Below are 15,779 nucleotides of genomic sequence, written 5' to 3'. Positions count from 1 at the left end.
AGCGATGACCTTCTCAGACCTCGGGCTCAGCGCTCCCGTCCTCAAGGCGCTGAAGGACATCGGCTACGAGACCCCTTCGGCGATCCAGGCGGCGACCATCCCGACCCTCCTCGCGGGGCGCGACGTCGTGGGCATGGCGCAGACCGGAACCGGCAAGACCGCCGCGTTCGCGCTGCCGATCATCGACCGGCTCGACCTGTCGCAGAAGACTCCGCAGGCGCTCGTCCTGGCCCCCACCCGCGAGCTCGCGCTGCAGGTGTGCGAGGCGTTCGAGAAGTACGCGGCGCACCTGAAGGACGTGCACATCCTTCCCGTCTACGGCGGGCAGGGCTACGGCGTGCAGCTGTCGGCGCTGCGTCGCGGCGTGCACATCGTCGTCGGAACCCCGGGCCGCATCATCGACCATCTCGAGAAGGGCACGCTCGACCTGTCGGAGCTGCAGTACCTCGTGCTCGACGAGGCCGACGAGATGCTGAAGATGGGCTTCGCCGAGGACGTCGAGACCATCCTCGCCGAGACCCCCGACACCAAGCAGGTGGCGCTGTTCTCGGCGACCATGCCGGCGCAGATCCGCCGCATGTCGAAGCAGTACCTCCACGATCCCGAAGAGATCACCGTCAAGGCGAAGACGCAGACGTCGGCCAACATCTCGCAGCGCTACCTCATCAGCGCATGGCAGCAGAAGATGGACGCCCTCACCCGCATCCTCGAGGTCGAGAACTTCGACGGCATGATCGTGTTCGGCCGCACGCGCAGCGTCACCGAAGAGATCGCCGAGAAGCTGCGCGCCCGCGGCTACTCCGCCGCCGCGATCAACGGCGACATCGCCCAGCCGCAGCGCGAGAAGACGGTCAACCAGCTGAAGTCGGGCAAGCTCGACATCCTCGTGGCCACCGACGTCGCCGCGCGCGGTCTCGATGTCGAGCGCGTGTCGCACGTCGTCAACTACGACATCCCCACCGACGCCGAGTCGTACGTCCACCGCATCGGCCGCACGGGTCGTGCGGGCCGCTCGGGCGACGCCATCAGCTTCGTCACGCCCCGCGAGCGCGGCCTCGTCAAGATGATCGAGCGCGCCACCCGTCAGGAGCTCACCGAGATGGCGCTGCCGAGCGTCGACGAGGTCAACGTGACGCGTCTGTCGCGCTTCGACGACCGCATCACCGCGGCGCTGGAAGAGGCCGGGCGCATCGAGGCCTTCCGCGACATCGTCACCCACTATGTGCGTCACCACGATGTTCCCGAGGTCGACGTCGCCGCCGCTCTGGCCGTGGTCGCACAGGGCGAGACCCCGCTGCTGCTGGAGCCCGACCCCGAGCCCGCTCCGCGCCGTGAGCGCACCGACCGCCCGGAACGCGGTGACCGCCCCGACCGCGGCGAGCGTGGCGACCGCCCCGAGCGCCGCACGCCGCGCGAAGGCTTCGCGACCTACCGCATCAACGTCGGCAAGCGTCAGCGCGTCGAACCGCGCCAGATCGTCGGCGCGCTCGCGAACGAGGGCGGCCTGCGCCGCGACGACTTCGGCGCGATCAAGATCATGCCCGACTTCTCGCTCGTCGAGCTGCCGGCAGACCTTCCCCACGGCACGCTCGACCGGCTCGCCGACACCCGCATCTCGGGCCAGCTCATCGAGCTGCGTCCCGACAGCGGACGCCCGCAGCGTCGGACGGATGCCACCTCCCGCGGCCGCCGCGACGACCGCGGCTCGGGCGACCGCGGCGGCTACGGCGGTCGCGGGTCGTACGGAGACTCCGGCTCGCGCGGCTCGTACCGCGACTCGGGCTCGAAGAGCTCGTACCGCGACTCGGGCGACCGCAAGCCGCGGCACAAGCGCGACGCCGACTGAGGCATCCCGCCTCGCCCGGTCGGGCCGCGCCAGGCGGGCGTCGCCCGCGGTGCGGCGCCGGGCAGCGCCACACCGTGCCGCACCGCCCCGGGCCGCGCGGGGGCAGGCGTCGCCCGCTTCGCGCCGCACCTTGAATCGGATCCGCATGAGCGGACCGGCGGTCTGACACGCCGTTGCGCCGATCCCGGATCACGGCGCGGCGCCCTGTCGGTCCGCATCAGCGGATCCGATTGTGCGTGCGTGGCGCAGACCGTGAACGTCACGAACTTCGGGATGCCCGGCCGCGGGCATACCCCTGGTTCGCGCGTCGCCGGCCTGCGGCATCCCGGGCCGCCGGCATCCCGCCTCCGGGATTCCCGGCCTTCGGCATCCCCGGCCTCCGGTATCGCCGGCCACGCCAGCATCCCCGGCCTCCGGTATCGCCGCTGCCTGCATCCGCGGCCTCCGGTATGGCCGCCTCCGGTGTCCGGGGATCCCGGCATCCCCGGTCTTCGGCCTCCCCGGCCTCCGGCATGGCCGCTGCCGGCATCCGCGGCCTCCGGTATGGCCGCCTCCGGTGTCCGGGGATCCCGGCATCCCCGGACCGCCGGCATCCCGCCCCACCCCCGGCTCCGGCGGGCAGAGTCGGCGACGCTCTGGGCGAACAATCCCCAGCGGCGGGGGTCCGCCTCAGCCCGCTCCCAGCCGCGCCCGTAGGATCGATTCATGGCCGGATTCTGGGGCAGACGCAAGCGCGAGCAAGAAGAACTGACCGCACAGGACGCGGATCTCGCGCGCCGTGCGCAGCAGGCGCTGGTCGCCGCCGACGAGCGGATCCGCCTCACCACCGACGAACTCGCGTTCGCCGAGGCCGAGCTGGGCCCGGGCACCACGAAGGATCTGCGCGAGGCGCTGGACTCGGTGCGCACGCACCTGCAAGAGGCGTTCCAGTTGCACCAGCTGAACCACGACGAGATCCCCGACACGGCCGAAGAGCTCCGCACCCGCAATGCCCGCATCGTGCAGCTGTGCGAGTGGGCGGAGGACCTCCTCGACGACCGCACCGAGGCCCTCGCGGCGCCGATCGAGCGTGCCCGTCGCGCTCCCGAGATCATCGCGAAGATCCGGGCGGATGCCGCGCGCCTGCGCCTTGCGCTGCCCGATGCCCGCGCGACCGTCGACCGGCTGTCGGCACGGTACGCCGCGCAGGCGCTCGCCCAGATCGACGCCAACCCGGCCGAGGCCGAGCAGCTGCTCGGGTTCGCCGAGCACAGCGCGAGCGTCGCCGAGCGTCGCCGCGAGGCCGGTCAGCGCGAGCAGGCCAGCATGGCGCTCGAGGCCTCGATCGAGTCCGTGCGCCGGGCCGAGAAGCTCATCGAGGCCGTCGAGACGTTCGAGGTCGAGGCGCTGCGGGCCGAGTCGACGCTCGCCGCGATCGTCGAGGATTCACGCGGCGACCTCGTGGTCGCGCTCAAGGAGCCGTCATCGCCGGCCGTCGCCGCTGCGATCGACGAGCTGCAGGCGGCCCTGGCCGCGCTGCCGGCGGGCGGCGTCAACACCGACCCGTTCGAGCAGCTCACGCGTCTGCGCGAGGCGAACGCGGGCCTCGACGCGGCCATCGCGGCCGCCCGCGAGCGCGCGGCGCGCCCGCTCCCGCCGCTGGAGCACGTGCGCCACGCGATCGACGATGCCGACCGCCAGCTCGCCGTGACACGCGACGTCATCGCCGGGCACCGCGGCTGGATCGGCGCGGACGCGCGCACCCGCCTGGCCGAGGCGGAGCGCGTGCGGACCGACCTCGATCGCTACCTCGGCACGTCGGCGGCGGCCGTCACCGCCATCGACGACGATCACCGCGAAGAGGCGTTCGCGATGGCGCGTCGGGCCGCGTTCCTCGCGAGCGAAGCGCTGCAGCTCGCGCAGCGTGACATCGACAACGCCCGACCCCAGCCGGACCAGTGGGGCGGCCCCGGCTACGGCCAGCGTGGCGGCTACGGCGGCCGCGGCAGCGGCGGCTCCGACGTGATGGGCGGCATCCTCGGCGGTCTCGTCATCGGCAGCCTGCTCGACGGCTTCTTCGACTGACGCGCTCCCCCAGCCGCCGGCATCCCTCCCCCAGATGAGGAGGAGTCCAGGTTCGCCCGGTCCTCGGATGAGGATCGCGCCAGGCCGCGCGACTCCTCAAACGAGGATGAGTGCCGGGCTGCGGACCGGTCCCCTGTGTTGTGGTCAGCAGCTCGGCTCGGCACCTCAGTTGAGGTGCGGTGGCACTTCGCGGTCTCGGGTGGACGGCGCCGACGCGACCCGGTCCTCAGATGAGGACAATCGCCGAGCTGCGGGTCGACAGGCATCAGAGCCTCCGCCGCCCGGCGCTGCTCCTCAGTTGAGGACGCTTCAGGATGCTGGCGCGCCGATGCCCGGCGCGACACACGCAACCGCGATTCGGGCGGCGCTCGGCGGTCCCGGGCGTGCCCGGGTGATCGGACGGGGATGCCTCGACCCGGCGCGGAGCAGGGTCGAGGCATGAGCTCCCGAGCGGCTCAGCCGAGGAGGATCGTCGTGCACAGGAGCAGGATCGTCACGCCGAGGAGGACCGCGCGCAGCGGGATGATCGACTCCCAGCGGGCCTGCAGGGCGCGGGCGTTCGAGGGGACCTCATCGGCGAGCGCCGCCGCCGTCAGCACCTTGTTGATCGGCGCCGAGATGCGGGCGAAGAGCGTCAGCCACACGAGGAGCAGCAGCAGCGCGACCACCGACGCGATGCCTGTCACGGTGGTGCCCCACAAGAGTGAGAGCCCGGCGGTGGCGGCGGTCAGCACGGTGCCGGCGATTCCGACGATGGGCAGCCGGCGGTCGCCGTAGTAGTGGCCACGGCCGGTGAACTGCACAAGGCTGCGGTCGTCGACCTCGGCGTAGACGGGGCGCTGCACGACGGCGGCGACGACGTCGGTCCCGTAGATGACCGCGAGCGCGAGGATTGCGAGGGTGGCAGTGGCGCCGATGATGAGGTCCATGGTGTCTCCAGGTGTTATCACTGCTAACAGTTAGCGGTGCTAACCTAGCGACGTGGCACGCACAGCGCAAGAGCAGGAGCGATTCCGCAACCGAGAGGCGCGCATCGTCGACACGGCCCGCGAGATCGCCGAGCAGGACGGATGGCCGGCCGTCACCGTGCGCCGGCTGTCGGACGCCATCGGCGTGAGCCAGCCGATCCTCTACCGGCACTTCCCCGGCGGGCGCGACGAGATCGTCGCGCGGGTCGTCGTGCAGGGATACGCCGACCTCGTCGACGTCATACGCTCCCCCGGCGCGGAGGATCCCGCTGCGAACCTCCCCCGGCTGATCGAGGGCTACCTGCGCTTCGCGCGCACGCATCCCGCCGTCTACGAGGTGATGACGACCTCACGGACGAGCGTCGCCTTCGCGTCGAGCGACACCCCCGCGATCCTGCGCGAGGGGTTCGCGATCTTCGAGCAGGCGGTCGGCGGCGCCGACGAGAAGGATCGTGCCGTGCGCGCCGAGCTCCTGTGGAGCATGCTCCACGGCGCGGGCCAGTTCGCGGCGCATGACCGCCTCGACCCCGCGCTGGACGACGTGCGCGAGGCCGCGATCGCCCGGCTGTTCGCAGGAGGCTGAGCGGACCCCGCCGCCGTCTTTCATCGAGGCCGGGCGTCTCGGTCGAGACCCGCGGCGTCGCCCCAGGGCCCGGCCCGACCGCCCGGTCTCGACGACATCCGCCCCGGTCTCGCGGCGACGGACACTCGACGACGAGCTGCCGCGGCATCCACAGCCCGCGAGGGGATGCGCCTCAGGGTGCCAGCACGCGCAGACCGTCGGCGACGAGGCGGCCGTCGTGCAGCACCGTGCGGTCGTCGCTGCGGTCCATGACGGCGCTCGTCGGCGTCTCGCCTGCGACGATCACGAGGTCGGCACGGTCGCCGACGGCGACGCCCGGGCGGTCGCCGACACCCGCGACCCGCGGCGAGGAGTGGCTCATGATCGACGCGCCGCCCATCGTCGCGACGGCGAGGGCGAGCTCGATGTGGTCGTCGCGACGGAAGCCGTTGACGAACGCGAGCTGCCACGTCCGGTCGAGCATGTCGCAGTTGCCGTACGGGCTCCAGTAGTCGCGCTGTCCGTCCTCACCGAGCCCGACGCGCACGCCCGCGTCCGCGAGGTCGAGCAGGCGCAGGTGGTTGGTCGTCGACGGGGCGATCGTCGCCATTGCGATGTCGAGCTCGGCGAACTCGTCGATGAGGCGGCGGCTCGTCGCCTCCGAGACCGCGCCCAGGTCGTACGCATGCGACATCGTGACCTTGCCCTGCATGCCGAGGGCGCGCGTGCGCTCCAGCACGAGCTCGGTGCTGAAGACGCCGAGCGCGCCCGGCTCGTGCAGGTGGATGTCGACCTCGACCTGGTACTTCTCGGCCAGGCCGAACACGATGTCGAGGTGCTTCACGGGGTCGCGGTCGAGCTGGCTGGGGTCGATGCCGCCCATGACGTCGGCGCCCTGCCTGAGCGACTCCTCGAGGTAGGCGACCGTGCCCTCCTCGCGCAGGATGCCGGCCTGCGGGAACGTCATGACCTGCACGTCGGCGTGGCCCCGGTACTTCTCCTTCGCCGCCATCACCGAATCGAACTTCTCGAGCTTGCAGTCGACGTCGACCTGCGCGTACGTGCGCACCCGTGTCGTGCCCCGCGCGATCATCCGCTCGAGCGTGCCCGCGACGATGTCGGCGTGCGGCACGTCGGTGTTGCGCCAGTTCGCGCGGTCGTTGAGCATCATGCCCCACACGCCGGGAGCGCCGGTGTGAGGCCGGAACGGCAGGCCGATGCGCGATGAGTCGAGGTGCACGTGCACGTCGCTGAACGACGGCAGCGCGAGCCGACCGCGGCCGTCAACGTCGCCCGCGGCCACGACGGCGGCCCGATCGTGCGGGCGGATCGCGGCGATCCGGTCCCCGTCGATCACGATGTCCGAGGTCTCGCCGCCCCACGGTCGCACGTTCCGAATGATCACGCCTGGCCCTTTCGACGAGAGGATGCCGCACCAAAGCGGGCAACACCCCCTCGATGGTATACCAAATGCCCATCTTCTCGCTAAGATGAGGTCGTCGGTGCGGCCGAGAAGCCCGGTTGGGATACCAACCTCCCCGCCCGCCTTCGAGGAGTGCCCATGTCCGATGTCGTCGACACCGATGCCGGCGCCGAGGCGCTCGCCGACGGCGTGTACGGCGCACTGCTGCGCGCCATCGTGGCGGACGAGCTGCGGCCGGGCACCTGGCTCAAGGAGCGCGAGCTCTCGGAGCGCTATGGCGTGTCGCGCGTGCCGGTGCGGCAGGCGCTGCATCGGCTGGAGTCCGAGGGTTTCGTGAAGACGTCGCCGCGCCGCGGGGCCGTCGTGTCACCCGTCACGAGCACCGACATCGACGAGCTCTTCGACGCGCGCCTGTGCATCGAGCCGTTCGCCGCGCGGCAGGCCGCACGACGCGTCGCCGACGGTGTGCCGGCCACGCTCCTGCAAGACGTGCTCACCGCGTCCGAGGCGAGCTTCGCCGAGGGCGACGACAGCGACGGAATCACGCTCAACCTGCGCTTCCACGCCGCGGTGCTCGACGTGTCGGGCAACACCCTCCTCGCACGCAGCCTGCAGCCGATGCTCGGGCGCATGGAGTGGATCTTCCGCCGCACGAGTCGCGCCGGTGAACCCGATCAGCTCCGCGAGCACCGGGCGCTGTACGAGGCGATCGTGGCAGGCGACGGCGAACTCGCCGCGGCGATCGCCTACGCGCACATCGAGCGCGGACGCCGACCTGCGCTGGCGGCGCTCGGACCGGTGCCCGCACCCTGACACACGCGTCGGGCGCGGCCTGGTGGCCGCGCCCGACGGAATCCTGCTGATGCGGACTACGAGGCGAGCTCCTCGGGCTGCGCCTGCGTGCTCAGCGAGATGACGCCGTAGTCCCAGCCCTTGCGGCGGTACACGACGCTCGGGTGGTCGGAGCGCACATCGATGAACAAGAAGAAGTCGTGGCCGACGAGCTCCATGCGGTCGACCGCCTCTTCCACCGACATCCACTCGGGCTGGAACTCCTTCGTGCGGATGACGACGGGCGTATAGCCCTCTTCCTCCTCGTTGCCGGTGACGATCGGGATCTCGCCCGTCGCGACGGCGCGGAGGACGTCGGCGGATGCCGGCTGCAGATCGATCCCCTGGATTGCGCCGCTCCCCTTCTCGTACTTGGCGCCACGCGGGTGGTTGCGTGCGTCGACGCGCTTGTCCTTCGCGCGCCGCAGCTGCTCGCACAGCTTGTCGACCGCGAGATCCAATGCGGTGAACTTGTCGCCGTCGGTGGCTTCGGCCCGGACCACCGGCCCCTTGCCGTCGACGGTGAGCTCGACGGTCTCGTCACCCGGACGCCCGTTGCGGTAGGCGCGGTGGGTGACCTTGATATCCACGCGTTGCGCGCGCGGAGCGAGGGTCTCGATGCGGGTGGCCTTCTCTTCGACGACCGAGCGGAAGCGATCCGAAATACCCACTCCCACGCCGACGATGCTGGTTTCCATCCCCTGACCTCCTTGTTCCGGTCCACCCGGTCAAGGGCGGACCTTCAGTCGCCTTGTGCCCCCAACGGTAGTCGGGCGTTACGGGTCTGTCACCTGTGAGTTTGGAACGTGTCCGGTCAGTGTTCACCGAGTCGTGCGAAGCGGCGGGGTGTCGCTGCGGCGGTGGCGGCGCCCACCACCTCCGCACCCGCCGCCCGGAGTGCACGGGCCGCTTCGGCCAGGCTCGCGCCCGTCGTGACGACGTCGTCGACCACCACCACCCGTCGCCCCGACAGGCCCTCACGCGCGACGAGACTTCCCTCGACGTTCCGGCGCCGGGCGGCCCGGTCGAGCCCTCGCTGGTCGCCGGTGCGACGCCGGTGCCGCAGCAGCCGCGTCGCGCGCCGCCCGGTGCGGCGGACGAGAAGCTCGGGCACGCGAAACCCGCGGCGCCGGTACGCTGCCCGCGACGTCGGCATGGGCACGAGGATGACGGCCTCGGCGCCGGGGCGCCCCCGCTCCGCGTGCTCCAGCGCGGCCGCCAGCGCCGGAGCAAGGGAGCGCGCGAGGCTCGTGCGGCCGTCCTGCTTGATCGCTCGCAGCACGCGCGCGGCGACGCCCTCGAAGACGAGCCCGCTCCACACCGGGATGCCGCCCCCGGGCGCGTCCACGAGCTGACGCCGCGGCGCGGGCGCCAGCGCCAGCACGCACCGCTCGCACAACCCGACGTCCGGTTCGTCGCAGCCGGCGCATGACACGGGGAGCAGCAGGGCGAGGGCGTCCGCGCAGGCGGACCGGACGGCGAGCACCAGGGCGGACGGCATGCGCCCAGCCTGCGGCGGCGGGTGGCGGCATCCACTCGCCTCCCCCGGATCTGTGGACGGATGCCGCACCCCGGCGGGCTGGGGAGGAACGGCTACTGCGGCGAGCCCTGCTGGGTGGCGAGCAGCAGCACGCCGGTCGCCGTCGGCTGCCACGCCGTTCCGCGCTTGACGAACAGCGTGCCGTCCTCGGCGCGGAGCCGGAGACTGGAGGTGCCGTTCCCGCCCGCGATCGACGCCATGCCACTCGTGCCCGACGAGGTCGCCGTCGGGCCGCCCACCGGCTGCTCCACCACGATCGACGCGTCATCGCCGCGCGCCAGCACGCCGACGGTGACGTCGTCGACCCAGGTGACGCCGTCGGCCGGGCCGCCGACGATCGCGAGCGGAACGGTCGGCCCCAGGGCGACCGGCACGTTGTCGCCGTCGCGCAGGACGCCGGCCACCCACAGCACGGTGCGGCCGCCCGAGGTGACCGTCGCCGCCATGCGGGTGCCGTCGCGCGAGAGCGCCATCGCGCTCACGGCCGTCGCATCGGGCCACGCGTCGGCGAGCGCGATGGGATCGATGCTCTGCGGCGCATAAGCCTGGAGCGCCGTGGGCTGGTCCTTCGGCACGCTCCAGACGTACCCGAAGCCGTCGACCACGGGATCCGCCAGGCCGGCGCGGGTGTCGAGCACCTCGGGAGCCGTCGACGTGGACGTCAGTCGCGCGACCTCACCGCCGGGCAGCTTCACGGCGGCGACGTCGTGCTCAGGACCGACCTGCACCGCCGTCGGAGCGGCGGCCACCACGGCGGGCGACAGCCCGGGGATCTGATCGATCTCATCGCCGGCGAGGAAGCCGAAGCCGTCGGCGGTGAGGACGAGCGGCGCCGCGGGCACGCGCGTGGAGCGCACCGCCACCGGGGATGCCTCGACCGGCGTCGAGTCGACGCGCATCACGACGTCGGCCACGCCGGCGGCGTGCAGGCTCTCGCGCAGCTGGGTCACCATGCGGTCCAGCGCGGTCGGATTCGCGCTGAGCAGGGAGGTGTCCTCGAAATCCACGATCGCGACGTCCTGCTCGTCGACCTGCACCGACGGCACCACCACGGCGCCGTCGGGGAACGCCGTCTTCACCGACTCGGCCAGCCACTCGCTGCGTGGCTTGTTGACGAGGTTCACGGCGATCGTGCTGGCCGCGTTGACGGACGGGAACCAGCGGACGTCGGGAACGAGGTACTGCCACGTCGGATCGAAGTACATCAGCGAATAGCGGCGGAACACCTGCGGGAACTGACCCTCGTCGAGCCAGATGCCGTCGGGCGCCTCGGTGATGCGCCACTCGCCGTCGGACTGCTTGGCCAGGCGGAACTCCTGGGAGTTCGCTGCCAGCTCCGCACGCTTGTACGAGCCGATGTCATCGAGGTCGGCGACCGCCTCGTACGAGAACGTCACCGAACCCTCGCCGGTGGCGGATTCGGCGTAGTCGCGCTCGGCACGCTCGTCGATCCGCACCGTCGCCAGCGGATCCCACGCCTCCTTGAGATCCGGGGCGAGGAATTCCTTCGCGACGTCCCACGTACCGCGCACACCCGGGCCCGACCCGGCGTCGATGAAGCCCTCGACGATCTGCTGCGGCGTCGCGCCCGGCTGCGGCCGGTTCGGGATGAAGGTCACGTTCTGAGACCCCCCGGTATCGGCCCCGGTCTCCAGGCCGTACTGGATCGACCCGCTCTCGGGGAAGCCCGCGCAGCCCGTGACGAGGACCGCGCACAGCGCGACGATGAGAGCGAGGATGCCGCGAGCCCGGGTCATGACGCGTCCCCTCGGCCGCCGGCTGGGCCCACGCGCCCGGAGGCTCCGGGCGACGCGCCAGCGTCGTCTGGAGGGGGCGTGGGGACCTGCTCTCCCCCGCCGCCATGCGGCAGCTCGATGGGCTCGGTCAGCCCCAGCTCCTCCAAGCCCGGCCCGTCGTCGTCACCCGGCTCGACCGGGATGGGGAGGGCACCGTCGAGGGAGCCGTTCTGCCTCGGCAGGGTGAGCACGAAGTTCGTGCCCCGGCCGAGCTCGGACCACACCGACAGCCGGCCGCCGTGAAGCTTCGCGTCGCCCAGCGCGATCGACAGGCCCAGGCCCGTGCCGCCGATCGTGCGCTTGCGCGACGGATCGGCGCGCCAGAACCGGTCGAACACGTGGTCGACGTCACCGGGCTTCATGCCCATGCCGAAATCGCGCACGCCGATCGCGACGGCGTTCTGGTTGCTGTCGACGGTGACGACGATGGGCCGCGCCTCGCCGTGCTCGATGGCGTTGCCGAGCAGGTTCCGCACGATGCGGCGCACCCGGCGCGGGTCCATGTCGACGGGCGAGTAGCCTCCCGGCGCGACCAGGCGAACGTCCGATCCGTGCTGCTCCGCCAGCTGCTGCATCGACCCGATCACGTCCTCGGCCAGGTGGGCGAGGCTCGTGGGCTCGCGCTCCAGCTGCACGGAGCCCGCGTCGTACCGGCTGATCTCGAGCAGGTCGGTGAGCAGCACCTCGAATCGCTGCACCTGCGCGTTCAGCAGCTCGGCGGCCCGCGCGGTCGCGGGGTCGAACTCGTCGCGCTGGTCGTTGATCATGTCGGCGGCGAGGCGGATGGTCGTCAACGGCGTGCGCAGCTCGTGCGACACGTCCGACACGAAGCGCTGCTGCACGAGCGAGAGCTCCGCCAGCTCTTTGATCTGGGACTCCATGCTGTCGGCCATCGCGTTGAACGAGCGCCCGAGGGTGGCGAGCTCGTCCTCGCCGTGGACCTCCACGCGCACGTCGAGCTGACCCGCCGCCAGGCGCGCGCTGGTGTCGGCCGCCTCGCTGATCGGGGCGGTCACCGAGCGCAGCACGAACCACGCGATGCCGCTGATGAGCAGCACCAGCCCGATGCCGACGACCCACAGCGTCCCCTGCACGAACCCGAGCGTCTGGGGCGCATTGGCGAGGTCGTAGGCGAGGTAGAGCTCGTACGACGCGACCCCTTCGATGTTCAGCTGCTGGCCGACCATGATGCCCGGTGTCGTGCCGCCGTCCTCGGGCAGCGCCACCGGCTGCCAGATCTGCCGCCCGGGGTTGGCGCGCACCTGCTCGCGCATCGCCGGCGTCAGCAGCGGCTCGATGACGCCCTCGGCCGTCGAGAAGTCCTGGGGCGCGTTGGCCACCGGCGGGCCGATCCGGTATGCCGCCATCATCTGCGCCGACGACTGGTCGCTCAGGGCCCGGGATGCGAGCGTCATGACGCTCTGCAGCTGCACCGCCTCGGACTGCACAGCGGCGTCGAGCGTGCGCTGCGCGGCCGCGCGCGCCTGTTCGGCGTCGGCCAGCACCTGCTGCTGCCGGGAGGTGTAGAGGTCGTTCTGGATCTGCAGCGCCATCCAGATGCAGGCGACGGCCACCGCGAGCAGCGTCAGGCCGATCGTGACGAGGAGCGTGCGGAAGCGCAGGGACCGCCGCCACAGCGCGCCGATGTTGCCCGGCCACGCGCGCCACAGCCGCCAGCCGCGCAGCGGCGTGCGGGTCGTGGTCACGCCCGTGATCGGGGCGGTCATGGCACGCTCAGACGACGGCGCCGGCGCGGTACCCGACGCCGCGCACCGTCGTCACGATCTTGGGATTGTCGGGATCCTTCTCGACCTTCGCCCGCAGTCGCTGCACGTGCACGTTCACCAGGCGCGTGTCGGCCTTGTAGTGGTAGCCCCACACCTGCTCGAGCAGCATCTCGCGCGAGAAGACCTGCTGCGGCTTCGAGGCGAGCGCCACGAGCAGCTCGAACTCGAGCGGCGTGAGCGCGATGGGCGCGTCGCCGCGGCGCACCTCGTGCGCGGCGACGTCGACGGCGAGGTCGCCGATGCGCAGGGTGTCGCCCGCCGGCTGGGACGCCGGCCGCAGGCGCGTGCGGATGCGGGCGACGAGCTCCTTCGGGTTGAAGGGCTTCACGATGTAGTCGTCCGCGCCGGACTCCAGGCCCTTGACCACGTCGGCGGTGTCGGTGCGGGCGGTGAGCATGATGATCGGGATGCCGGACTCGGCGCGGATGAGGGTGCAGATCTCGATGCCGTCCATCCCGGGGAGCATCAGGTCGAGCAGGATCAGGTCGGGCCGCTCGCTGCGCCAGGCCTCGACCGCCTGGGCGCCGTCGGCGCAGAAGACCGTCTCGAATCCCTCGGTGCGCAGCACGATGCCGATCATCTCGGCCAGGGCGGTGTCGTCGTCGACCACCAGGATGCGTGAAGTCATCGCGCGCGTTCGTTCCTTCTCTCCAGGCACGGGCAGAGCCTTCGCCTTCCCCATGCGCTCCCCACAGAGTAGTCGACGCACGCTGAGGACCGGCCGAACCGCGCGCACGGCGCCGGGATGCGGCATCCCCCGATGTGGAACGATGGGACCCAAGCGACCCGCAACGCCGCGCACGACGCCGCGGCGGCCGACGGAAGGGGACTGCGTGACCGCGTATCCGGCCTGGACGCCGGCATCCCGCCCCGGGATCATCCCGCTGCATCCGCTCACCTTCGGCACGATCCTCGGTCGCTCGTTCTCGGCGCTCCGGCAGAACCCGCGCGTGCTGCTGGGCTTCGCGCTGGTCGTCCAGACCGTCGCGTACATCGTCGTGCTCGTCGCGGTGCTCGGCGTGATGTGGGCCTCGTTCTCGCGCCTGGACACGCTGACCGAGGGGACCGAGGAGTACAACACGGTGCTCGCGGGGTCGATCGGGCTCGTCGCGGTCACCGGGTTCGTGCTGGGCCTCGCGGCCGGAGCGCTCAGCGTCATCGTCCAGGGCATCGTCGTGCTCGAAGTGACGCATGCGGCCGTCGCCGAGAAGCTCGCACTGGGTGCGCTCTGGCGCCAGCTCAAGCCCGTGGCGTGGCGCCTGATCGGGTACTCGCTGCTGGTGATCCTGGCGGTGACCGCCCTCGTGGCGGTCGTGGTGCTCGGCGTCGTGGGCGTCGCCGTCGTCGCACCGCCCGCCGCGATCGGCCTCACGATCCTGCTCGTCGTCGGCGCCATCCCGCTCACGTGGTGGCTCATGATCAAGCTGCTGCTCGCGCCGTCGGCGATCATCGTCGAGCACGCGACGATCCTGCAGGCCCTCTCTCGGTCGTGGACCCTGACGCGCGGGCGCTTCTGGCCGGCGCTCGGCATCATCGTCGTCATCAGCGTGATCTTCGGCGCCATCGCCCAGGTGGTGAGCCTGCCGTTCAGCTTCCTCTCGGCCGGGCTCACGACGATCATCGCGCCGACCGGAGCGTCCGAGCCCAGCGCCATCATCGGCGTGATCGTCACGGTGCTCCTCGCCCAGGTGGTGACGCTGCTGCTGCAATCGGTCGCCGTCGTCGTGCAGTCGACGGCCACCGCCCTCATCTACATCGACTGCCGCATGCGCCGCGAGGGGCTCGACCTCGACCTCCTCGCGTATGTGGAGAGGAGGGATGCTTCGTCTCGTGCCTCGCTCAGCACGAGTGCCGGCGGCACCGCCCTCGCCGACCCGTACCGTGAGCACGTCGGACGCGCGATCGCCCCTCGCGGGTGGTCCGGCGCCCCGGCAGGGTTCTCGGGGTACGCGCCGGGATACGCGTACGGTGCGTACCCCGGTCAGCAGGTCCCGACGCCGCCCGGAGCGTACCTTCCCGCCGCGGGGGCGTACCCGCCCGCCGCCGGCGCGTATCCGCAGCCCCCGTACGCAGCCCAGGCCGCCCCCGGGGTCCCCCCGGGGCAGGGCGCTCACCCCGTTCCGCCGCAGGCAGCCCCGGCACCCGCCCAGCCCGCCGCCGCATCGGGGTCGCCCGAGACCGCCGTGACGCCCGAGGGCCAGGAGCCCGCCCCGCCGTCGCCGACGAACTGGGCCGCTCCCGGCGCCTCGCAGGATGCCGACCGCGAGTCGCCGTGGTCTTGACCGCCCTGCTGCGCGCCGTCACGGCATCCGCCGCCGACGTGCCGCCGCTCACCCCTGACGGCGACGAGGCTCGCCGCTGGGCCGAGGAGGAGCTCTCGAAGCCCGCGTACGACATCGCCGAGCCGACGCCGTTCGACCGCATCGCGCGCGCCATCGGCGACTTCATCGCGTCGCTGTTCAACCCGCAGGTATCGGGCGACTGGGGGTCGGTGCTCGCCCTCGTCGCGACCGCTGCGGTCGTCGTCCTGATCGTGACGGCGTTCGTCGTCTGGGGCGTGCCGCGGGTGTCGCGGCGCGCCGCGGCGCGGACGCCCCTGCTGTTCGGGGAGGCCGAGCACCGCTCGGCCGCCGCCCTGCGCGCCGCCGCCGCCGAGCGCGCGCAGGCCGCCGATTGGGAGGCCGCCATCGTCCTGCGCTTCCGCGCACTGGCACGCGGGTGCTACGAGCGCGGCGTGGTCGATCCGCCGCCCGGGGCGACCGTCCACGGGTTCGCCCGTGCCGCCGCGCGCGTGTTCCCCGGCCTCACCACGCGGCTCGAGGACGCCGCGACCGCCTTCGACGATGTGCGCTACCTGCGCCGCCCCGGCACGGCCGAGTTCTACCGTCTCATCGCCGCGGTCGACGACGACATCGCCACGGCGCGCCCGCTCGCCGAACAGGTGCCCGCATGACCGCGCTCG

At 72.1% G+C, this 15,779-nt stretch carries 13 protein-coding genes; 6 read left to right on the top strand and 7 right to left on the bottom strand.

Annotated features, from left to right (window positions below):
• Window positions 1-4 precede the first annotated feature (4 nt).
• Both FB391_RS04175 and FB391_RS04170 read left to right on the top strand, forming a co-directional pair.
• Complete coding sequence (locus FB391_RS04175; RefSeq protein WP_141893644.1) at window positions 5-1,846, top strand: DEAD/DEAH box helicase; 1,842 nt, start codon at window positions 5-7, stop codon at window positions 1,844-1,846.
• Window positions 1,847-2,551: 705 nt separating this feature from the next.
• Window positions 2,552-3,910 carry a hypothetical protein gene (locus FB391_RS04170; protein ID WP_141893004.1) on the top strand — a complete coding sequence of 453 codons (1,359 nt, stop codon included), beginning with the start codon at window positions 2,552-2,554 and terminating at the stop codon, window positions 3,908-3,910.
• Window positions 3,911-4,365: 455 nt separating this feature from the next.
• Here the strand turns inward: FB391_RS04170 and FB391_RS04165 are convergent, their stop codons facing one another.
• On the bottom strand, window positions 4,366-4,839 hold the full coding sequence (locus tag FB391_RS04165; protein WP_141893003.1) for a DUF1772 domain-containing protein: 474 nt from the start codon (window positions 4,837-4,839) through the stop codon (window positions 4,366-4,368).
• Between the two features lie 52 nt (window positions 4,840-4,891).
• Here FB391_RS04165 and FB391_RS04160 point away from each other — a divergent pair, with 52 nt between their 5' ends.
• Entirely contained in the window at window positions 4,892-5,461 is a 570-nt protein-coding gene (locus tag FB391_RS04160) for a TetR/AcrR family transcriptional regulator (RefSeq protein WP_141893002.1), read from the top strand.
• A 172-nt stretch (window positions 5,462-5,633) separates the two neighbouring features.
• Here FB391_RS04160 and FB391_RS04155 read toward each other — a convergent pair whose 3' ends face one another.
• Window positions 5,634-6,845, bottom strand: coding sequence for an amidohydrolase family protein (locus FB391_RS04155; protein WP_141893001.1), 1,212 nt, complete (start codon window positions 6,843-6,845; stop codon window positions 5,634-5,636).
• Between the two features lie 156 nt (window positions 6,846-7,001).
• Here FB391_RS04155 and FB391_RS04150 point away from each other — a divergent pair, with 156 nt between their 5' ends.
• Window positions 7,002-7,676 (top strand): GntR family transcriptional regulator, encoded by a 675-nt coding sequence (locus FB391_RS04150; protein ID WP_141893000.1) that lies wholly within the window; start codon window positions 7,002-7,004, stop codon window positions 7,674-7,676.
• A gap of 56 nt (window positions 7,677-7,732) precedes the next feature.
• Here FB391_RS04150 and hpf read toward each other — a convergent pair whose 3' ends face one another.
• From hpf to mtrA, 5 genes are all read right to left on the bottom strand, one after another.
• Window positions 7,733-8,392, bottom strand: a complete 660-nt coding sequence (gene hpf, locus FB391_RS04145; protein WP_141892999.1) for a ribosome hibernation-promoting factor, HPF/YfiA family — start codon at window positions 8,390-8,392, stop codon at window positions 7,733-7,735.
• Window positions 8,393-8,508: 116 nt separating this feature from the next.
• Window positions 8,509-9,195, bottom strand: coding sequence for a phosphoribosyltransferase family protein (locus tag FB391_RS04140; RefSeq protein WP_141892998.1), 687 nt, complete (start codon window positions 9,193-9,195; stop codon window positions 8,509-8,511).
• Window positions 9,196-9,287: 92 nt separating this feature from the next.
• Entirely contained in the window at window positions 9,288-10,991 is a 1,704-nt protein-coding gene (locus tag FB391_RS04135; protein ID WP_141892997.1) for an LpqB family beta-propeller domain-containing protein, read from the bottom strand.
• On the bottom strand, window positions 10,988-12,757 hold the full coding sequence (mtrB, locus tag FB391_RS04130; RefSeq protein ID WP_246093346.1) for an MtrAB system histidine kinase MtrB: 1,770 nt from the start codon (window positions 12,755-12,757) through the stop codon (window positions 10,988-10,990). Before mtrB ends, FB391_RS04135 begins: the two co-directional genes overlap by 4 nt.
• Window positions 12,758-12,764: 7 nt before the next feature.
• Window positions 12,765-13,445: an MtrAB system response regulator MtrA gene (gene mtrA, locus FB391_RS04125; RefSeq protein WP_141892996.1), complete on the bottom strand. Its 681-nt coding sequence runs from the start codon at window positions 13,443-13,445 to the stop codon at window positions 12,765-12,767.
• A 205-nt stretch (window positions 13,446-13,650) separates the two neighbouring features.
• Here mtrA and FB391_RS04120 point away from each other — a divergent pair, with 205 nt between their 5' ends.
• Together FB391_RS04120 and FB391_RS04115 are read left to right on the top strand one after the other, a co-directional pair.
• Entirely contained in the window at window positions 13,651-15,099 is a 1,449-nt protein-coding gene (locus FB391_RS04120; RefSeq protein WP_141892995.1) for a DUF7847 domain-containing protein, read from the top strand.
• Window positions 15,090-15,770 (top strand): DUF4129 domain-containing protein, encoded by a 681-nt coding sequence (locus FB391_RS04115; protein ID WP_141892994.1) that lies wholly within the window; start codon window positions 15,090-15,092, stop codon window positions 15,768-15,770. Before FB391_RS04120 ends, FB391_RS04115 begins: the two co-directional genes overlap by 10 nt.
• The last annotated feature ends 9 nt before the right edge of the window (window positions 15,771-15,779 follow it).

Source organism: Microbacterium kyungheense (assembly GCF_006783905.1).
In the GTDB taxonomy this organism is placed as follows: Bacteria; Actinomycetota; Actinomycetes; order Actinomycetales; family Microbacteriaceae; genus Microbacterium; species Microbacterium kyungheense.
The sequence above is the reverse complement of the archived record's forward strand: the minus strand, read 5'-3'. Positions and strand labels throughout refer to the sequence as shown.